The organism is Olsenella sp. An270, from assembly GCF_002159735.1.
Taxonomy (GTDB): domain Bacteria; phylum Actinomycetota; class Coriobacteriia; order Coriobacteriales; family Atopobiaceae; genus Thermophilibacter.
This window is the reverse complement of record NZ_NFJF01000003.1, coordinates 133,402-153,116: the sequence shown is the minus strand read 5'-3', so window position 1 is coordinate 153,116 and position 19,715 is coordinate 133,402. Positions and strand designations below refer to the sequence as shown.

Genomic DNA, 19,715 nt, shown 5'->3' with positions numbered 1-19,715 from the left:
CTACTTCTTGGTATCCAGGCGCGGGAAGAGCGCGTCGCCCTTGGTCACGGCAACGCCGCCGGCGAGGCCGCCCCAGGCGCAGGCCGCGCGCAGGTCGTCAGTGGCCACCTCGCCCTCGAGCGACATGCGGCGCAGGACCTCGGCCGAGGTCTCGGGCATGAACGGCGCGAGCAGGTGCGCGGAGATGCGGATGGACTCGAGCAGGCTCACGATGATGTCCGCGAGCTCGCCGGCGCGCTCCGGGTCCTTGGCCACGGCCCAGGGCGCGGAGTCCTCGATGAAGTGGTTGGCGGCGTGGACGAGCTCCATGACCGCGTCCTTGGCGCCGGCGTAGTCGAAGACCTCCATGCGGCTCGCGTAGCGGTCGTAGATGCCCTCGGCGACGCCCTTGAGCACGCCGTCCTTCTCGGCCCAGCCGTCCGCGAGCTCGGGCGTCCTGCCGTCGAAGTACTTGGCGCTCATGTTGAGGGCGCGGCTCACGAGGTTGCCCCAGCTGTTGGCGAGGTCGGCGTTGTAGACCTGCTCCATGCGCTCGAAGGAGATGGCCGAGTCGTCGCCGTGGACGACGTCGGTCATGAAGTAGTAGCGGTAGCCCTCGACGCCCAGGAGCTCGATGACGTCGCGCGGGGCGATCGCGTTGCCGCGGGACTTGGACATCTTCTCGGCCTGGCCGGTCTCGGGGTTGCGCACCGTGAGGAAGCCGTGCACGAAGACGTGCTCGGGCAGGGCCTCGTCGATGGCCATGAGCATGGCGGGCCAGAGGATGCAGTGGAAGCGGATGATGTCCTTGCCGATGAGGTGGCACTGGGCGGGCCAGCGGCGCGCGAGCTCGGCGCGCGACTCCGGGTCGTCCAGGCTGTAGCCCACGGCGGTCATGTAGTTGAGCAGCGCGTCAAACCACACGTAGGTGACGTGCTTGTCGTCAAAGGGCACCTTGATGCCCCAGTCGAAGGTCGTGCGGGAGACCGAGGTGTCCGTGAGGCCGCCCTCCACGAAGGAGCGGACCTCGTTCATGCGGAAGTCGGGCTGGACGAAGTCGGGGTGCTCGTCGTAGAGCGCCAGGAGGCGGTCCTGGAAGGCGGAGAGCTTGAAGAAGTAGGACTCCTCCTGGACGCGCTCCAGCGGCCGTCCGCAGTCCGGGCAGAGGTGCTGGCCCCTGGTGCCGCGCTCCTCGTCGGCCTTCTCGACCTGGGTCTCGGTGAAGTAGGTCTCCTCGGGCACGCAGTACCAGCCGTCGTAGGAGCCCTTGTAGAGGTAGCCGGACTCCAGCATGCGGTCCCAGAGGTACTGGACCGCGTGGTGCTGGCGCGGCTCGGTGGTGCGGATGAAGTCGTCGTTGGAGACCTCGAGCTCGCTCCAGAGATCCTGGAAGAGCGGGGCCTGGGAGTCGCACCACTCCTGCGGGGTCATGCCGTGCTCGGCGGCGGCCTCGGCGACCTTCTCGCCGTGCTCGTCCATGCCGGTCAGGAACTTGACGTCGTAGCCTGCCGCGCGACGGAAGCGCGCCTGGACGTCGGCGAGCAGCGTGCAGTAGGCGGTGCCCAGGTGCGGGGCGGCGTTGACGTAGTAGATGGGGGTGGTGACAAAGTAGGACGGCTTCTCTGCCATTGCGCGACTCCTCATGACGGATCTTGGCATGCGGGGTCGATTGTACTATTCCGCGCGGCGGCGCGGGCGAGAGGGACGCGCCGACCTAGCTCGCGGCGGCGACCACCTTGTCGTAGACCTCGGCGCGGGGCAGCGAGAAGGACTTTGCGAGGCGCCTGGCAAGCGCGCTCTTGGGCTCGCCGGCCGCGAGGCCCGCGGCGATCTCCTCCTCGAGCGTGCGCTCGGGGCCGGCGACCTCCGCGCGGCGCGCCGCGAGCTCCTCGGCGGACGGAGCGGCGATCACGATCACGCACTCGCCCCGCACCTCCTCGCGGGCCGCGATGCCCGCCGCGAGCTCGGGGGCGAGGCCGCGCACGACCTCCTCGTGGAGCTTCGTGAGCTCGCGCACGAGCGCGACGCGGCGCTCGGGGAACACCTCCGCCACGTTGGCGAGGGTCTCGGCCACGCGGCGCGGGCTCTCGTATATCACCAGGGTGCTGGGAACCGCGGCGAGCTCCGCGAGGCGCGCGAGCTGGGCGCCGCGCCGGCGCGGCAGGAACCCCTCGAAGAAGAAGTGCTCGCTCGCCAGGCCCGATGCCACGAGCGCGCAGGTCACCGCGCTCGGCCCCGGGACCACCTCGACGCGCTCGCCGGCGTCGAGCGCGGCGTCGACGAGCCGCTGGCCCGGGTCACTCACACCCGGCATGCCCGCGTCGGAGACGAACGCCACCCGCTCCCCCGCCGCGAGGCGGCCGAGCACCCGCTCGGTCTTCTCGGCCATGACGTTCTCGTCGCAGCGCTCCAGGCGGACGTGCAGGCCAAAGGCGCTCATGAGGCGACCCGTCACGCGGGTGTCCTCGCAGAGCACCACGTCGGCCTCGCCGAGCACCCGCCGCACGCGCGGCGAGGCGTCCTCGAGGTTTCCTATGGGCGTGCCAACGACGCTGAGAAGACCCGCCATCAGACGATCATCCCGCGCTCGAAGGTGGCGAGCGCGACGCGCGCGTCCCAGGCGGCGAGCATGCCCGAGGTCTTCCAGGTGTTGAAGAACCACGCCGGGCACTTCTCGTAGGCGCGGAGCTGCTCGGAGGTGTAGACGCGCTCGAGGGCGATGCGGCCCTCCGGCGTCATCTGGGAGTCGGCCACGGGCAGCGACGACGACCACTTGCCCACCATGACCGGCATGTCGGCGCGGCGGGCGTCACGCAGACGCCGCTCGAGCGCCTCGACCAGGCGACGAACGCCCGCGGGCCCGGAGACGTCCACGCGCTCGATCGGGCGGTCGAGCTGGCAGTCGAGCCAGACGTTGCGGTAGTGGCGCTGCGCCATGAAGCGGCCCCAGCCGCTCGTGACCCCGCCGTCGGGCATGATGACCACGACGTCCTCGCCGGCGGCGCTGCGGACGAGCTCGTAGGCCTCGCGGTAGTAGTTGCGCAAGCGGTGGACGGGCACGCCGTCGGTGAGCGTGAGGCCGCGGCGCACCTGGACGACGGGGGCGTCGGCGAGCTCCATACCAAAGAACCCGGCTCGGTGCGCGTAGCGCTTGGCCAGCGCGTAGACCACCTCGAGCACCTCGTCGCGGCTGACGTGGCAGTCCGCGTTGTCGGGGGACGTCCCGCTGTCGCCGTGGGGCGCGCCGGGGCTTATCGCCAGGGCGAAGACCACGTGGAGGCCGATCTCCTCGGCCCACTCGAGGGCCTCGTCCACGAGCTCGATGCAGCCCTGGTAGGGACCGGGCTCGGGGCCCTCCTCCCCGTAGACGTACCACGGGACGGGCAGGCGCACGGCGTTGAAGCCGCGCGCGGCGATGCGGGCGAGGTCGTCGCGGGTGACGAAGGTGGCACGGTGGTTGCGGACGTAGTCGGCGTAGCGACGCCGGCCGAGTGCCCGTACGAGCTGTTCCTCGTCGAGGGCGCCGGCCTCCGCGAAGAGCTCGGGGGTGACCCAGGACTCGAGCGTCAGCCAGCCCGTCAGGTTGACACCGTGCAGGGTGTTGCTTGCCATGACGCACCTCCGCTTCCCCGTCATCTAAGGCAAGTATAGCCACGGGGGCGGACGTTATTCTCGGCTTTGAGCGTTTTGGGCCAGCGGTGCGGGCGAGAGGGACGGCGGCGCGCTACCCCGCCACGTAGGTCGCGCAGTTGAGCGGGGTCTCGTAGACGTCCACCTGCGCGCAGGGCAGGTCTCGGGCGCGCAGCTCGTCGCAGATGTGGCGCGCGAGGTTCTCGGCCGTGGTCCGGAAGGGCAGGACCGTGAGCGAGAAGCCCTCCGCCTCGAGCGCCGCCACGGTGGCCGGGGCGAGCGTCCCCTCCTCGACGAGGAAGGTGTGGTCCAGGCCGTCGCAGACCTCGCGGACCGCGCGCTTGAACGCCCCGAAGTCCATGACCATGTCGCGCTCCGTGCCGGCCTCCCCCAGCGCGTCGGTGCGCAGGTAGGCAACCACACGCCAGCGGTGGCCGTGGAGGTTCTCGCACTTGCCGTGGTAGTCGGCCAGGAAGTGGGCGGAGTCGAAGTGCCACTCGGTCTTGAGTCCGTACATGGGAACCTCCCGCTACTCGCCCGCGGGCGCCCCGCCCTCGGCGCTGCCGCCGCGGCCGCGGCCGCCGCGACGACGCCTGCGGCGCGGCTTGGCGGCACCGTCGGCGCCCTGCTGGGACGACGGCTGGTCGCCGCCGCCCGCCTGCTGCGCGCGCCTCTTGCGCGAGGGCTGCATGCCACCGCCCTTGGGCTGCGCGACCTGGCCGCCCTTGTCGCCGGGGCGGCGCGTGCGCTTGGCTCCCTGCTGCTCGCCCTGCGGCGCGGCATCGCCCTCCGCCGCCTGGTGGTGACGGCGGCGGCGCGTGGCACCCTGGCTCGGCGCGGCCTGCTCGGCCGGCGCGGGGACGCCCCCGTCACCCGGGCGGCGCTTGCGGCGACGGCGCGTGGCGCCGGGGGCCTCGTCGCCGGACGGCGCGGAACCGACCGCGGCGCGACCGTCCCTCTCGCCCGCCGGCGAGCCGCCCGACGCGCGACGACGCTTGCGCTTGGGCTTGACGAAGATGTCGGAGGCGTCCACCTCGGGCTCCGCGAGCACGCCGTTCTTGCGGTCGAGCTCGGCGAGGGCCATCTGGACGTCCGGGGACTCGAGGCGGTCGAGGACCTCGCGCGTCACGGTGTCCGGGCGGCACGGGCAGCCCAGCTCCTCGCTCTTCTTGTGCGCGGCCTCGGAGGCAGTCATGTCGGCGAGGGCCACGCGGATCTGCTTGCCGCTCTCCAGGCGCAGGCACAGCTGCTCCTTGGGCGTGTCGTACTCGATGATCTTGGCCTTGCCGAGCGGGGTGTCGATCACGGCGTTGCGCTTGGGCGCGCGGCTCTTGAAGTCGCGGTAGGCCTCGAACTCGTAGCGCAGGCAGCACATGAGGCGGCCGCACGCGCCGGAGATCTTGGTGGAGTTGAGCGGGAGGTCCTGCTCCTTGGCCATGCGGATGGACACCGGGTCGAAGCCCGTGGAGAAGCGGCGGCAGCAGAGCTCCTGGCCGCAGTGGCCGTAGCCGCCCACGATGGCGGCCTCCTCGCGCACGCCGATCTGGCGCATGTCGATGCGCACGTGGAACTCGCGCGAGAGGTCGCGCACGAGCTGGCGGAAGTCCACGCGCTCCTCGGCGGCGAAGTAGCAGACGGCCTTCTCGCCGTCGAAGAGGTACTCCACGCCCACGGGCTTCATGTCCAGGCCGGACTCGCTCACGTGGCGACGGAAGGCCGGCATGGACTCGTCGCCGCGGCGCGCGAGCTCCTCGGCGCGCTCGAGGTCCTCGTCGGTGGCGATGCGCACGACCTCGCGCAGCTGGGCATGACCGATCGTGGCGGAGAGCTCCTCGGGCGTGACCTCGCGCGCGTCCGCCGTGGCGAGGCCTATCTCGAGGCCGCGCTCGGTGGTGCAGATGACGTGGTCGCCCTCCTGGGCGCCGGTGAGCGCCGGGTCGAACCACAGGTCGCGCGCGGCGTAGGCAAACTTCACCGGGATGACGGATGCCATGTGAGTGCCTCCTTGACGGAAAGGAGCATGACCTCGAGGGTCAGCTGGGGTGAGACGTTGTGGGCGAGGTCGTCGGCCGCCCGCGCCACGGCGTCGAGCGCGCGCACGGCGGAGCGCGTGGTGGCACGCGCGGCGAGCCGGTCCACCACGGCGGCGGCGTCCTCGTTGACGATGGCCTCGCCCGCGCCCTCCGTGCGCACGAGCACGTCGCGCAGAAGGGACTCGGCCGCGGCCAGAGCCTCCATCATACCCGAACGCTCGCGCGCGGTGAGCTCGCGCTTGTTGGCGTCGGCCACCTGCTTGAGGGCGCCGGCCGTGAGGAAGTCGTGGCTCTCCTGCAGGGCCTCCTCCTGGGCCTGCTTGACGTCGGCGAGCGGGACGGCAACCGCCGCCACGATCCTCCGCGCGGCGAGAAGGACGTCCCAGGAGTCGTCGCGGGCGAGCTCGTCCAGGGTGTCCACCATGAGCCGACGCACCTCGCGGCGGCTCGCGGAGGAGAGGAAGTCCACGGCCCGGCCGGGAGAGCCCGCGACGGCGAGGGCGACCCGCGCCTCCTCGGGCGTCGCCGCGCACGAGCGCAGGACGGACGCGACGCCCGACGCCGTGGAGCCCGCTCGGAACGGGACCTGCTGGCAGCGCGAGACAATCGTGGGCAGCATGGCGTCCGCCACGCGCCCGCAGAGGATGAACATCGTGCTCGCCGGCGGCTCCTCGAGGGTCTTGAGCAGGGCGTTCGCCGCGCCTCCGCGCAGGAGCTCGGCGCGCTCCAGCACGTAGACCTTCGACGAGGAGCGTATGGGGGCGAGGCCGGCGTCCTCTATGAGCTCTCGGATCTGGGAGACGAGGTAGCCCGTGGCGCTGCCGGGGGTCAGCCAGCGCACGTCCGGGTGGGTGCGGTGCGCCACGCGACGGCACTCGTCGCAGGTGGCGTCGCCGCCGCTCGGACAGACGACGCACTTTGCGAGCGCCTCGGCGGCCTCGTGCTTTCCCGAGCCCGGGGGGCCCAGGAAGAGGTAGGCGTGGGAGAGCCTCCCCTCGGCGAGCGCCGTGGCGAGGAAGTCGCGAACGCGCGGCTGGTCGACGAGGGCGTCGAGCGCGGCGGGCACGCTCGTCCCGCTCATAGCAGGCCCTCGAGCGCGGCGAGCGCGCGGGCGGCGACCTCGTCCCTCTCGCCCGACGCGTCGATCACGCGCACGCGCGAGGGCTCCTCCGCCGCCAGGCGCAGGTAGGCGTCACGCACGCGCTCCTGGAACGCGAGGCCCTCGGCCTCCATGCGGTCAGCGCCGCCGGCGGTGGCGCGGGCGTAGGCGACGGCGGGCTCGAGGTCGAAGACGAGGGTGCGGTCGGGCACGACGCCGCAGCTGCCGAGCAGGTTGGCGCGGCGGACGAGCGCGTCGTCGAGGGCGCGGCCGCCGGCCTGGTAGGCGTAGGTGGAGTCGTAGTAGCGGTCGCACAGGACGACGGCGCCGCGCGCGAGCGCGGGCTCGATCACCTGACGCGTGAGCTGGGCGCGGCTCGCCTCGTAGAGCATGAGCTCGCACTCGGGGACCATCTCGTCGTTGGCGGGGTCCAGAAGCAGCGCGCGGACCTTCTCGGAGATGGGGGTGCCGCCCGGCTCGCGTAGGCGCACGACCTCGCGGCCGGAGGCCTCGAGCGCGTCGGCGATCAGCGACGCCTGCGTCGACTTTCCGCAGCCGTCGGCTCCCTCGAGTGTGATGAACACCCCGCGCATCCGCGCCTCCCCTCGGTCTCGTAACCCCTCAATGGTACCCTCTCGCGCGCGAACCCGCGAGAAAACCACGTCGGGGACGCTCGACGACGAACCCAAACCGTGCGGGGAGGGGACGGGGCCGCCGCTCACGCGAGCTTGTTCACGCGGCGGTCGTAGGTGAGCAGGCCGTTGGTCTCCTCCTCCACGTCGGAGAGTTGGGTGTACACGAATCCGGTAAGGCCCTCGGCCTCCAGCGCATCCGCCTGTTCGAGCAGGCCGTGCACCTCCGCGGCAAACTCCTCGCCCCCGGCGGCCTGGTCGTAGCCGTATGACGTCGCCAGGCTCACGTGTCCCGGGACCGCCCAGCTCACGCCGCCAAACTCGGAGATGATGAACGCCCGGGCCGAACGCGCCCGGTCGGGCCAGACCTCGAGCGGGCGGAAGTAGTTGTGCACGCTCCAGAGGTCGCCGCAGCCCTGGTCGTACCAGCCGCTCGTCGAGCTCACCGGGCGCGTGGGGTCGAGCGTGCGCACGAGCTCGGTCGCGACGCGGGCGTCGAACTGCCCCCAGCCCTCGTTGAAGAGCGTCCAGCCGATCACGCTCGGGTGCCCCGCGAGCAGGCGCACCATGCCCTCGCAGGTCGAGCGCCACTCCTCGCGGTATGCGGGATCGTCCGCGGCGAGGCGCCGCCACGCGCGCTCCCCGCGGTCGGACACCCGCGTCCAGCTCGCACGCAGGAGCGTGGGCTGGTAGCTCGTCTGCCACGCGCCGTACGCGCCGCCGCCGGAGGGCACGTCCTGCCACACGAGCATGCCCAGGCGGTCGCAGAGCGCGTAGAAACGCGGCTGCTCCACCTTGATGTGCTTGCGAAGCAAGTTGAAGCCCAGCTCGCGCATGGCGCGCACATCGTGCTCGAGCGCCTCCTCGGCAGGCGGCGTCATGAGGCCGTCGGGCCAGTAGCCCTGGTCGAGCACGCCGCGCACAAAGAGGGGCTCGCCGTTCAGGTGCACGCGGGGCGTGCCGGAGGCGTCCGCGCGCACCTCGACCGTCCGGAAGGCGCAGTAGCTGCGCACGTGGTCGCCGCCAAAGGAGACCTCGAGGTCGTACAGGTGCGGGTCGTCCGGGCTCCACGGGCGCACCTCGCCCACGGGCAGCGACAGCTCCACGTCCCGCTCGCCCCTGACGAAGGCTGCCGCGCGTGCGACCTCGACGCCCCCGTCCACGAGCCGGGCCACGAGCTCGCCGGCCCCCGTCGCGCGGGCGAGAAGGACCACGCGTCCCTCGTCTGCCCGGGCGTCAGCCCGCAGCTCCGCGACGTGCGCCTCCGGCACGACCTCCCACCAGACGTCGCGCCAGATCCCGCTCTGGGCGGTGTACCAGATGCCGCCGCGCGCGAGGCGCTGCTTGCCGCGCAGCTGCGTACCGGCATCGGACGGGTCGAAGACGCAGACGGCGAGCACGTTCTTCTCGCCCGGGTGCAGCGCGTCCGTGACGTCGGCCGAGAAGGGCAGGTAGGCGCCCGTGTGCTCGGCGACGCGCATTCCGTTCACGTAGACCGAGCACGCCCAGTCGACGGCATCGAGGTGCAGGACCAGGCGCTCCCCCGCCGCCAGCTCGACGCCCTCGAGCTCGCGGCGATACCACAGCAGCTCGTCCGGTCCGAGCCGGCGCCCCACGCCGGAGAGCGGCGCCTCGGGCGAGAAGGGCACGCGGATGGGGAGCCAGCCGCCCTCGGGGGGCTCGGCGTCGCGCCAGGCGGAGGCGGCGTCGGGCGCGGGGACGAACGCGCACTCCCAGGAACCGTTCAGCGACGCCCAGCGCTCGCGCGCGAACAGCGGACGAGGGTGCGAGACGGCCGCCACGTCCTTGTCGCCCGACGCGACCCTCTCGCCCCACGGCGTCCAGAGCTCGGCGAGCTCGACGTCGGCAGGCGGCTTGGGCTTGCTCGCAAGCACGCGTCTCAGGTCCAGCATCGCGCCTCCCAGGTGACCATCGTCCTTCTCCCCCATCGAGTGTACGAGTTACGTTATACAGCGACCAAAAAGGTTCGTCGACGGTAACTCTTATCTGCGAAAACGTCGCCTTCCGCAACCGCGGGAGGCGACGTGTGCAACGAAACTCGTACACTCGGCGAAAGAGGGCCCGGCACGGACGCGGGCGAGAAGGACCGCGGGCTAGGACCTCTTCCGACGCGTCCCGCCCGTGCGGCGGCCGCGGCGCGGGGCGCTGGCCTTCTTCTCGCGGCCGGGGCAGTCCATGTTGGGGCAGAGCTTCCACGGGCCGCGCGCCGTCGTGACCACGACCAGGGGCGCACCGCAGTCCGGGCAGGTCTCGCCCGTGGCCTCGAGCGCTCCGCGCGCGGGCAGCGGGTAGCTCGTGCCGCAGTCGTCGTAGTTGGTGCAGCGGATGAAGCGCTTGCCGCTCTTCTCGGACTTGTGCGCCACCAGGCGCCCCTCGCGGCCGGCCTCGGCGCACGCGGGGCACGCACCCACGTCCACGTCGGGCTCGCGGTTGGTGGGGCACGCCGGGTTCACGCAGACCTCGTACGCGCGGCTGCGGAACGGCTGAACCTTCACGCGGGGCGCGCCGCACTCCGGGCAGACGGCGGCGTCGCCCTCCAGCGCAGAGATCTTGCCCTGGGGGAGCGGGTAGGTGACGTCGCAGTCGGGCCAGCCCATGCAGCCCACGAAGCTGCCGCGCGTCTTGGCGGAGCTCTTGACCACGAGGTCCTTGCCGCACTTGGGGCAGGTGCCCACCTTGGCGTCGGCCGTGACGGCGTCGGCGATGGCGTCGGAGAGGTCGTCGGTGTGCTCCACGAGCACGTCCATGAGGCCGGCGAGAAGCGCGCGGGAGTGGCTCACGACCTGCTCCTGCGTCTGCGCGCCGTCAGCGACCTTGGTCATGTCGTCCTCGAGCTCGGCCGTCATGTCGGGGCTCGTGATGCGCGGCGCGTAGGTGGTGAGCGCGTCGATGATGGCCATGCCGAGCTGGCTCGGCTCCACCGGGTCGTTCTTGAAGTACTTGCGCTCGTAGAGCGTGTCGATGATGCTCGCGCGCGTGGACTTGGTGCCCAGTCCGCGCTTCTCCATCTCCTGGATCAGCTTGCCCTGGCTGTAGCGCGCGGGCGGCTCGGTCTGCTTGGCGAGAAGCTCCATGTTGTCCACGGAGACGACGTCACCCTCGGCGAGGGCGGGAAGCTGGTCGTCCTTCTTGAGGCCGTAGGGGTAGGCCGCGCGGAAGCCGGGGCTCGCGAGCACGCTGCCCGTCACCGTGAACGGCTCGCCGGCGACGTCGATCGTCACCTTGGTGCCCTCGATCGTGGCCGGGCCCATGAGCGTGGCCAGGAAGCGGCGGGCGATCAGGTTGTAGAGCTTCCACTCCGCCGGCTGGAGGCTGTCCGGGGACGCCGGTGCCGTGGGGTAGATCGGAGGGTGGTCGGTGGACTCCTCTTTGCCGCGGGTGGCGGTGAGCTTGTCCTGCTTGAGGAGCTCGTGGCAGACGGCGCCGTAGGCGGGCACCGTGGAGAGCATGCGGACGGACTCGCGCAGGTCGAGCGACTTGGGGTAGACCGTGTTGTCGACGCGCGGGTACGAGATGAGGCCGTCCATGTAGAGGCTCTCGGCCAGGCGCATCGTGCGCGCGGGGCTGATGCCCTCGGCGGCCGCGGCGGCCTGGAGCGACGTGGTGTTGAACGGCGCGGGCGGGCGCTGCGTGCGGCTCTTGCGCTCGACGGCGGTGACGCGGCCCTCGGTGGCGTCCGCCACGTGGCCGAAGGCCGTCTCGGCGGCCGCATGGTCCCAGAAGCGCGCCGTGGCGTGCGTGATGCGGAAGGGGCCCGCGGCGTCGCCGTCCTTCTCGGCCTGGCCATGGATGACCCAGTAGTCCTCGGGCACGAAGGCGAGGCGCTCGCGCTCGCGCTCCACGACGAGGGCGAGCGTGGGGGTCTGGACGCGGCCGGCGGAGCGCACCGTGCCCAGCCCGCTCCAGCGCGCGGCGGTGAGGTAGCGCGTGAGGACGGCGCCCCAGATGAGGTCGATGTACTGACGGGACTCGCCGGCGTCGGCGAGGTCCTGGTCGAGCTCGACGAGGTTCGCGAAGGCGTGGTCGATCTCGGCGCGCGTGAACGCGGAGTAGCGGGCGCGCGAGACGGGGACGTCGGGCGCGACCTCGCGGATCTGGCGCAGCGCGTCGGAGCCGATGAGCTCGCCCTCGCGGTCGAAGTCGGTGCCGATGATCACCGAGTCGGCCTTCTTGGCGAGGTTCTTGAGCGCGCGGATGATCTCCTTCTCGGCGGGGAGCTTCTCGATGGGCGCCCACACCAGGTACGGGAGGCTGGCGATCTTCCAGCCCTTGAGGTCCACGCCGTCGGCGAGGAAGGGCTTGCGGCGGGACTTGTAGGGCGGGCGGGCCAGGCCGTCGGGGACGTCGGCGGGGATGAGCTCGCCGTCGGCGGTGACGCCGCGCCAGCCCTCCTCCGCGTCGAAGGTCAGCTGGACCGGGAAGTCCACCTTGAGGATGTGACCGCGCAGGCCGATGGTCACGCAGTCCTCGCCGTCCCAGGTGAAGCGGTAGACCGGCGTGTTGTAGACCTTGTCGGCCTTGGGCTTGCCGGAGGTGGAGAGCAGCCGCGCGATCTGGCCGGCGGCGTCGTTCTTCTCGGTGACGATGAGCTTCACTGCGAGACCGTCCTAGAGCTTCTCGAGGTCGCGGTTCTCATAGTCCTCGCGGGACCACTTGAGGGCCTCCTTGCCGTCACGCGCGACGATGATGAAGCGCGACACGGCGAGCGCGGCCTCGTAGAGGAAGATGAGGATCGCGAACATGAGGACCATGGTGACGGGCGAGGCGTCGGGCGTCACCACGGCGGAGAGCACCATGAAGCTCACGTAGACGATGCGCCACTGCGAGCGGAACGTCTTGTACGGGACCAGGTGCAGGATCGACAGGTAGAAGATCACGAGCGGCAGCTGGAACGCGATGCCAAAGCCGATCTCCAGCAGCATGTAGATGTCCAGGTAGTCGCTGGCCTCGGGCATGAGGGCGCCGATCTCGAGCGACTGCTCGAGCAGCCAGCCAAAGGCGGCGGGCTGGATCACGAAGAAGCAGAAGATCATGCCCAGGAAGAACAGGAGGACCATCGCCGCCACGGTGGGCAGGACCCAACGACGCTCCTTGGGCTTGAGCGCCGGAAGGAAGAACGCGAGAACCTCCCAGATGATGATCGGGCAGCAGATGATGACCGAGAAGAACAGCGCGACCTTGAAGCGGATGGTGAAGCCGCCGAGCACCGTGGTGACGACGAGCTCGGCGCCGTTCATGGCCTCCTCGATCTGGCCGATCATGAGCTCGATCAGCGCGGGCGTGGCAAAGTAGACGACGAGCGCGCAGACGACGACGGCCACCACGATGATCGTGAGGCGACGGCGCAGCTCGCCGAGGTGATCCATGATGGGCATGCGTGCGGGACCGATCGGCATGGCTTAGGCCTCCTTCTCGTCGTCGGGAGCGCCGGGGACGACGGGGAGGGCCCCGTCCGCTCCGCGCTCGTCGCTGCGCTCCTCGCTCACTTCGTGAGTCGCGCTGGGGCTGTCCCCAGCGACCCCGCCGGTGCGGGGCTTCGAGGAAGGGGTCATCGCATACAGGTCGGCGGCGGTGGGCTTCTTGGGCTGGGGCTCGTCGGCGGCGTCGGGCGCCGGCTGCGCCGGGGCGTCCTCGGCGTCGGTGGCGTCGGAGTCGTCCGACTCGACCTCTGCCGCGGCCTCCTTCTCGGCGGCCTCGCGGGCGGCCTTCTCCTCGGCCAGGCGCTTCTTGCGCTCGGCGAAGGTCTCGGCGCGCTTGGCGCGGGGCGCCTCCTCGCCGTCGGCAGACTCGAGGTCGGCGTCCTCCTCGAGCTCGGCGGCGTGGTTGCGGTTAGGCCTCTTGGGCGTGTCGCTCAGGGCCTCGGCGGCGGGGTCCACGATGTTGGTCTGGACGACCTCGGTGAAGCCCTCCTGCGCGCTCTTGAACTGGCGAAGAGCGCGACCGAGCGTGCGGCCCATGCCCGGCAGCTTGTCCGGGCCAAAGATCAGAAACGCGAAGAGCACGATGAGTACGAGCTCTCCCTCTCCAATGCCAAACACGGAATCAATCCCCCGTTCGTCGTACGTTGCCTTGCGCGGCTCTAGGCCCCGCGGATGTTGAGGTCAGCCTGCACGCCGAGAAGACCCAGGACGCGCTCGACGTTGCGCTGCGGGCGTGCCACGACGAGCGTGGCGCCCGCCTCGGAGGCGCGGTGCGCCGCACCGACGAGGACGCCGATGCCCGTGGAGTCGATGTAGGGCACCCCGGCGAGGTCGATGACGAGCTCGCCGGCGACCCCCTCCGCGATCTGGGCATCGATCGCCGCCCGAAGCTCGTCGGCACAGGAGACGTCGACCTCCCCCGTGACGCTCAGGAGGCGGTTGTCGCCGTCCGCGCTGGCTGTGATCTCAAGACTCATGGTCTCTCCCTTCTCGCAGGCGGCCCTACTCGGCCGTCTCCGAGGAATCGTCCTCTTGGGTAGTCGCGCCCTCGTCGTCGGAGGACGCCTCGTCCTCGGCGCCCGTGAGCGCGTCGATGCGCGACTGCGCGTTCGTGCCCACGCCCTGCTCGTCGTCCGGGTCAAGCTCGACGGCCTTCTGGTAGGCGGCGCGCGCCTCGTCGGTCAGGCCCTGACCCTCGTAGAGCAGGCCGAGGTCATACCAGGCGGGCGCGTACTCTGGGTCGTCGGTGGTGACGGCCTCGAGGTCGGCCTTCGCCGTCTCGGCGTCGCCGAGGTAGTACTCGCACATCGCGCGCTCGACGCGGGCGTCGGAGGCGTTGTCGAGCGCGAGGTAGCGATCGTAGTAGCCGATCGCCCGCTGCACGAGCTCCGTGCCGTGGCTCGCCTCGTCGTCCGTGGCGGCGAGCATCATGACCGACGTGCCCCACGACGAGCAGGCCCGGGCGGTCGCGAGCAGCGTCTCGGCGTTCTCGGGATCCTCCTCGAGCTGGGACTCGAGGTCGGCCACGTAGTCGGCGTACTGCGAGTCAACGTAGTCGACGTTGTACTCGACGGTCTGGCTGCTCTGGAAGACGGACGCCAGCGCGCCGGCGAGCGTCGAGAGGGCAAAGACGGCGATGAACAGGACGATGACGACCTTCTGGAAGGTGGAGAGCTCGCCGGGCCTGCGCTCGCGCTTCTTGGTCTTGGCGTTCGACGACCGCGCCTGCGCGCCGTCCTTCTCGCCGTTCTGTGCCAGACGCCACTTCGCCATGTGAGTACGCTCTCCCTGCCAGGACGGGCGCCCGCTGCGCCCATGAAATACAAGAGTATGCCACGGCGCGGGGCCCGCGTCTGGGCGGGACCGCGCCGCGGCGATAATAACAGAAGTTCCCCAGAGGAAACCCGCGGCCCCGTCTAGGCCCGCTCGGACCGGGCGAGACGGGCGGAGACGAGCTTGACCGCCACGACGAAGACGTCGAGCGCCTGTCCGAGCTCGTCGAGGCTCGGGTAGGTGGGCGCGATGCGGATGTTGGTGTCCTCGGGGTCGCGGCCGTAGGGCCAGGGCGCGCCGGCCGGCGTCAGCGTGACGCCGAGCTCCTTGGCGAGTTCGACGATCGCCTTGGCCGAGCCGCGCGGGCCCTCGAAGGAGACGAAGTAACCGCCCTTGGGCTTGGTCCACGTGGCGCAGCCCACCTCGCCGAGGCCAGCAGAGAGCTTCTCCTCCACGAGGGCGAAGCGCGGTGCCACGAGCGCGGCGTGCCTCTTCATGTGCTCGGCGACGCCCGCGGCGTCCTTCAGGAACTTCACGTGCGCGAGCTGGGAGATCTTCTCCGGGGAGACGCGCATGGCCGAGAAGGCGCGGCGAAGCTCGGCCATGTCCGCCGGGCTCGCGGTGACCCACGCCATGCCGGAGCTGGGGAAGGTCACCTTGGCGGTGGAAGCGAACTCGTAGACGAGGTTCTTGTCGCCACCCTGCTCGGCGATGGCGTCGAAGATGTTGAGGAGCTCGTCGCCCTCGCCCTCGAAGGTGTGGACGGCGTAGGCGTTGTCCCAGAAGATGCGGAAGTCGGGCGCGGCGGGCCTGAGCGCGGCGAAGGCGCGCACCACGTCGTCGGAGTAGGTCACGCCGGTGGGGTTGGCGTACTTGGGCACGCACCAGATGCCCTTGACCGTGGCGTCCTTCTCGACGTACTCGCGGACGACGTCCATGTCGGGGCCGTCCTCGCGCATGGGGACGGGCACATTCTGGATGCCAAAGCTCTCCGTCACGGTGAAGTGGCGGTCGTAGCCGGGCGCGGGGCAGAGGAACTTGACGACGCCCTGCTGGCACCAGGGCTTCTCGCCGGCGATGCCGTGGACGAAGCCGTGCTCCACGCAGTCGTACATGATGTTGAGGCTCGAGGAGCCCATGACGGAGACGTTGGCCGCGTCCACGCCGAGGAGCTCCGCCGCGAGGGCGCGGGCCGAGGGCAGGCCGTCGGGAGCGCCGTAGTTGTCGGCGTCGACGCCCTGGTCGGAGAGGTCGGAGTCGCTGGTGAGCAGGTCGAGCATGGGCTTGGAGAGCGCGGTCTGCTCGGGGCTCGGCTTGCCGCGGGCCATGTCGAGCTTGAGGTTCAGGGCACGCAGGTCGTCCGCCTGGGCCTCGAGGTCGGCGATGGCGGCGTCGAGCTGGGCGTCGGTCATGTTCTGGTACGCGTTGGGCATGTGTCCTCCTTCGTCGGTCCCGTCTGAGTATAGAGGCAAACGGGGCGCGTGCTGCTACCATGTTCGTCACGAAAACGAACGCTTACAGGGAGGCCACATGGACATGCGCTCGGACGACTACGGCGAGCTGCAGCGGCTGGTTGACTCCGTCTTTCCCCCGGACGTCTCCTCGGCGGCAACGGCGGAGCGGCTCGACGTCGAGATGCGTGCCGAGATCTTGGACCTCGCGACCGACCTCATGGAGGTCGTGGGCGCGCTCCCGCCGCGCACCTACACCCGCCAGCGCCTCTGCGACCAGCTCAATTCGATTCTCACGGCCCGCGGCTGGGGCAACGTCTACGGGACGGTTGAGTAGCCCGCCCGAGGCCGGGGAGGGCAAGGTCCGGCGCTCAGACAGCTTGCCGCAAAGAGCGCGGCAAGAACTCGCGGCGAACCTTGCCCTCCCCGTCCCCCGAAGGCCTACTCTTTGCCGAAGCGGCCGCCCGTCGTGGGGTACCCGTAGATCGAGCCGTCCTTGATGTCCATCTCGTCCTCCCACGGCAGCTTGTAGCGGCCGGCGGCGAGGTCCTTGATGTAGGTGAGGCCGGCGTCCGGCTCGCCGCCCGGGACGGCGACGTAGCCGCGGTGGCCGAGGTTGTAGATGTTGTTCTCCAGGCCCCAGGAGAGGCGCGCGTTGTCCGCGAGCTGCGGGTAGATCTCGGCCGTGACGATCTCCCACGGGTTTCTCTGCCCCTGGACGAGCGTCGTGCCGTCGAAGTTCACCACCTGGCCCTCGCCAAAGTAGTAGAACGTCCCGTCGTAGCCGGCCAGGTTCACCGAGACCGTGTACATGAGGTTTTGCCAGGCGTTGGAGCGGTTGGTGAGGATCCACTGGTCGTTGACCTGCGTGGAGTAGCCGGAGATGCGGATGTAGACGTTGCACCCCTTGTAGGCGGCCTCGCGCGCGAGCTCGGGGATCATGCCGTCGTGGCAGATGCAGACGGCCAGCTTGGAGCCGCCGGGGCCCTCGCAGACCGGCATGCCCAGGTCGCCGGGGTACCACGGCTCGATGGGGTTCCACGGGAAGAGCTTGCGGTACTTGAGGACGATGTCACCTGCGGGGTCGATGATGATCGCGGTGTTGTAGGGGTTCTTCTCGGGGTCGGGGTTGCGCTCCATGATGGAGAAGACGCCGTAGACGCCGGCCTCCTGGCATGCGCGCGAGAAGACCTCGGTCTCGGGGCCGGGGATGTCGCAGAGGAACTCGTCGGTGAGCCACTTGGCAGTGTTCAGGCCCTGCGTGCTGTACTCGGGAAAGATGATCAGCTCGACGCCGGGGTAGCCGGCCTTGGTCGCCTTGAGCGTGCGCACGACGCTCTCGACCTGACGGTCTATGTCGGCACGACTGTTCACCACCGGAGCGGGGAATTGGATCGCCGCCACCAGAAAGCCCATCTTCGGCTTGCTCATGCTACCGATGCTGCCCATGCCATGCTCCTTTCCGTTGGGTAAAGAACACGACTTATGGTAGGTTAGTTTTATTACATACACTATATGTTGTGGTTACATCTGGGAGAGGCCGTGTTTCGACGGTGGGTGGTGCGCTGCAGGCAAAACGCCGCCTCAGACGTGAGCCTTTGTTGAGTGTACGAGTTTGCCTCTTCTCCCTCTTCCATTATGGTTGCTTTGCTTTAATGTCACAACGTAATAGTTTGTTGTTGAGAAAGCAGGGTGATGTAACTCGTACACTCGATGGAGAGGCGGCGACGGGCAAGAAAAACGGCGGCGCCCGGAAACCCGGACGCCGCCGCGTCGTTCAAGCATGAGACGAGCGTCTTACTCGTCGGCCTCCAGGGCCTCGGCGATCTCGTCGGTGATGTTCATGGTGTGGTAGACGTTCTGGACGTCCTCCAGCTCGTCGAGACGGTCGACGAGGCGCTGGACCTTCTTGGCGTCGGCAACGGAGACGTCGGTCGGGGTGGTGGGGACCATCGTGAGCTCGGAGCCCTTGACCTCGATGCCCTGGGCCTCGAGACCCTTCTGGACGTCCTGCATCTTGTCGTAGGCGGTCCAGACGATCCACTCCTCGCCGGCGTCCTCGTAGTCCTCGCCGCCAGCCTCGGCGACGGCCATCATGAACTCGTCCTCGTCGACGGCGTTCTCCTTGTCGGCCACCTTCTTGTCCTCGGACTTGATGACCTTCTCAACGGCGATGGAGCCCTTGCGCTCAAACTGGAACGCAACGGAGCCGGAGGTGCCGAGCGAGCCGCCGGAGTGGGAGAAGGCGGAACGCACGTCAGCCGCGGTGCGGTTCTTGTTGTCGGTCAGGCAGTCCACGTAGACGGCAACGCCGGCGGGACCGTAGCCCTCGTAGGTGATCTCGGCGTAGTTGGCGGCGTCGGCGCCGGAGCCGAAGGCCTTGTCGATGGCAGCCTTGATCTTGGCGTTGGGCATGGAGACCATGCGAGCGCGCGCCACGGCCGCGGCGAGGGTGGCGTTGTTGTCGGGGTTGGGGTCGCCGCCGAGCTTGGCCGCAACGGTGATGTTACGGGAGAGCTTGGAGAACAGCGACGAGCGCTTGGCGTCGATGGCGGCCTTCTTGTGCTTGGTGGTTGCCCACTTAGAGTGTCCGGACATGCACATCCCCTTCGTTGATCCATGGCATGAAACGTGCCTACGATAGCGAAGAGCGGCCGGAATGTAAAGTACCCCGCTCCACTTTGCCCCCTCGCACCCCTCGCCCCGCAAAATGGAGCCGATGATGCACAAAACGGCCGCTCGTGCAGCACAAAGGCCATTTCAAAATCAAAAAGGCCGTTCGTGTAGCGTCATTTTGGCGGAAAAGACGTTTTTGGTTTGTACTTTGATATTGCGACCTGCGACGATGCGGGAGGCGGAACATTTGTGACGCCAAAATCGTGCAAAACCACGCTACACGAACGGCATTTTTGATTTCAAATCGGCCGCTATGCTGCACGAGAGAACGTTTTATGCAGACGCGGGACTCACAGGTCGTACTTGGCCACGACACGGCGAATGGCGCGACCCCACGGCAGCCAGATCGCGGCAAGGAACGCGACCGTCGCCACTCCGTGCGTCACGTCGAGCGGCAGGCTGGCCGCGCAGGCGACAAGCGCGGACTCCCAGGTGAGCGGCTGCACGTAGCCGAGGACGTGGTAGCCGTTCATGATGAGGCCAAAGACGGGACCGGAGAGGAAGCCCCAGACGTAGAGCACGGGCGCGCGGTCGAGCAGGCCGTGCTCGCCCAGGATGCCGCCGACGTAGCCGACGAGCCCCCACGCATACATCTGCCAGGGCGTCCAGGGCCCCTGCCCAAAGAAGACGTTGGAGGCTAGGGCGGCGAGGGCGCCCACCACAAAGCCACTGCGCCTGCCGAGAGCCGCACCCGCGAGGATCGCGATCGCCGAGACGGGCTTGACGTCCGGCAACGGGGCAAAGAGCACGCGCCCCGCCGCAGCCACGGCGGCGAGCACGGCGGTGGGCATGAGCTGGCGCAGGGCGGGTCGGGACGCCTCGAAGCTCGCGAAGAGCAGACCCAGGGAGAGGAGCGCCACGACGAGCGTGAGGCCGGCGGTGGCGCGCACGCCCGCCAGCGCGAGCGCGACCATCGCCACGGGCACCGCCACCAGCGCCGGAACCTCCAACGCCGCCAGAGCCCGAGCCTGCGGTGTTTGTCTCTTCCCCATCATGGGTAC

General features: G+C 69.8%; 18 protein-coding genes. 1 reads left to right on the top strand and 17 read right to left on the bottom strand.

The genetic code is table 11. The features are described from left to right. The 14 genes from metG to B5F73_RS04765 all read right to left on the bottom strand — a co-directional run bounded on the left by metG (position 1) and on the right by B5F73_RS04765 (position 16,020). Positions 1–1,608: a methionine--tRNA ligase gene (metG, locus tag B5F73_RS04830; protein WP_087227117.1), complete on the bottom strand. Its 1,608-nt coding sequence runs from the start codon at positions 1,606–1,608 to the stop codon at positions 1–3. An 85-nt stretch (positions 1,609–1,693) separates the two neighbouring features. Continuing rightward, the gene (gene rsmI / locus B5F73_RS04825) at positions 1,694–2,548 is read right to left on the bottom strand and encodes a 16S rRNA (cytidine(1402)-2'-O)-methyltransferase (protein ID WP_087227115.1); all 855 of its coding nucleotides are present in this window, start codon (positions 2,546–2,548) and stop codon (positions 1,694–1,696) included. Continuing rightward, positions 2,548–3,591: a cellulase family glycosylhydrolase gene (locus B5F73_RS04820; protein ID WP_087227113.1), complete on the bottom strand. Its 1,044-nt coding sequence runs from the start codon at positions 3,589–3,591 to the stop codon at positions 2,548–2,550. The genes rsmI and B5F73_RS04820 overlap by 1 nt, the downstream gene beginning before the upstream one ends. A gap of 112 nt (positions 3,592–3,703) precedes the next feature. Next, the gene (locus B5F73_RS04815; protein ID WP_087227111.1) at positions 3,704–4,126 is read right to left on the bottom strand and encodes a 6-carboxytetrahydropterin synthase; all 423 of its coding nucleotides are present in this window, start codon (positions 4,124–4,126) and stop codon (positions 3,704–3,706) included. 12 nt (positions 4,127–4,138) lie between these two features. Next, positions 4,139–5,602 carry a regulatory iron-sulfur-containing complex subunit RicT gene (gene ricT / locus B5F73_RS04810; protein WP_087227109.1) on the bottom strand — a complete coding sequence of 488 codons (1,464 nt, stop codon included), beginning with the start codon at positions 5,600–5,602 and terminating at the stop codon, positions 4,139–4,141. Further along, entirely contained in the window at positions 5,581–6,723 is a 1,143-nt protein-coding gene (locus B5F73_RS04805; protein ID WP_087227107.1) for a DNA polymerase III subunit delta' C-terminal domain-containing protein, read from the bottom strand. The genes ricT and B5F73_RS04805 overlap by 22 nt, the downstream gene beginning before the upstream one ends. Continuing rightward, on the bottom strand, positions 6,720–7,334 hold the full coding sequence (gene tmk, locus B5F73_RS04800; protein WP_087227105.1) for a dTMP kinase: 615 nt from the start codon (positions 7,332–7,334) through the stop codon (positions 6,720–6,722). The genes B5F73_RS04805 and tmk overlap by 4 nt, the downstream gene beginning before the upstream one ends. A gap of 125 nt (positions 7,335–7,459) precedes the next feature. Further along, entirely contained in the window at positions 7,460–9,286 is a 1,827-nt protein-coding gene (locus B5F73_RS04795) for a sugar-binding domain-containing protein (protein WP_087227103.1), read from the bottom strand. A gap of 201 nt (positions 9,287–9,487) precedes the next feature. Next, the gene (locus B5F73_RS04790) at positions 9,488–11,989 is read right to left on the bottom strand and encodes a DNA topoisomerase I (RefSeq protein WP_087227101.1); all 2,502 of its coding nucleotides are present in this window, start codon (positions 11,987–11,989) and stop codon (positions 9,488–9,490) included. Between the two features lie 12 nt (positions 11,990–12,001). Further along, positions 12,002–12,790 (bottom strand): twin-arginine translocase subunit TatC, encoded by a 789-nt coding sequence (gene tatC / locus B5F73_RS04785; RefSeq protein WP_087227099.1) that lies wholly within the window; start codon positions 12,788–12,790, stop codon positions 12,002–12,004. Between the two features lie 3 nt (positions 12,791–12,793). Beyond that, positions 12,794–13,432 (bottom strand): twin-arginine translocase TatA/TatE family subunit, encoded by a 639-nt coding sequence (locus tag B5F73_RS09530; protein WP_087227097.1) that lies wholly within the window; start codon positions 13,430–13,432, stop codon positions 12,794–12,796. A 41-nt stretch (positions 13,433–13,473) separates the two neighbouring features. Then, positions 13,474–13,791 (bottom strand): STAS domain-containing protein, encoded by a 318-nt coding sequence (locus B5F73_RS04775; protein ID WP_087227095.1) that lies wholly within the window; start codon positions 13,789–13,791, stop codon positions 13,474–13,476. Positions 13,792–13,816: 25 nt separating this feature from the next. Further along, complete coding sequence (locus tag B5F73_RS04770) at positions 13,817–14,587, bottom strand: tetratricopeptide repeat protein (protein ID WP_087227093.1); 771 nt, start codon at positions 14,585–14,587, stop codon at positions 13,817–13,819. A gap of 143 nt (positions 14,588–14,730) precedes the next feature. Next, positions 14,731–16,020: an aminotransferase gene (locus tag B5F73_RS04765; protein ID WP_087227091.1), complete on the bottom strand. Its 1,290-nt coding sequence runs from the start codon at positions 16,018–16,020 to the stop codon at positions 14,731–14,733. A gap of 97 nt (positions 16,021–16,117) precedes the next feature. On the opposite strand from B5F73_RS04765, the gene B5F73_RS04760 reads away from it, so the two are divergent. Next, on the top strand, positions 16,118–16,375 hold the full coding sequence (locus B5F73_RS04760; protein WP_087227089.1) for a hypothetical protein: 258 nt from the start codon (positions 16,118–16,120) through the stop codon (positions 16,373–16,375). Positions 16,376–16,479: 104 nt separating this feature from the next. On the opposite strand, the gene B5F73_RS04755 is transcribed toward B5F73_RS04760, so the two are convergent. The 3 genes from B5F73_RS04755 to B5F73_RS04745 form a co-directional block, all read right to left on the bottom strand. After that, complete coding sequence (locus B5F73_RS04755; protein WP_087227087.1) at positions 16,480–17,487, bottom strand: formamidase; 1,008 nt, start codon at positions 17,485–17,487, stop codon at positions 16,480–16,482. 348 nt (positions 17,488–17,835) lie between these two features. After that, positions 17,836–18,636: a YebC/PmpR family DNA-binding transcriptional regulator gene (locus B5F73_RS04750; RefSeq protein WP_087227085.1), complete on the bottom strand. Its 801-nt coding sequence runs from the start codon at positions 18,634–18,636 to the stop codon at positions 17,836–17,838. A 368-nt stretch (positions 18,637–19,004) separates the two neighbouring features. Next, the gene (locus B5F73_RS04745) at positions 19,005–19,646 is read right to left on the bottom strand and encodes an ECF transporter S component (RefSeq protein ID WP_239379804.1); all 642 of its coding nucleotides are present in this window, start codon (positions 19,644–19,646) and stop codon (positions 19,005–19,007) included. Positions 19,647–19,715 lie beyond the last annotated feature (69 nt).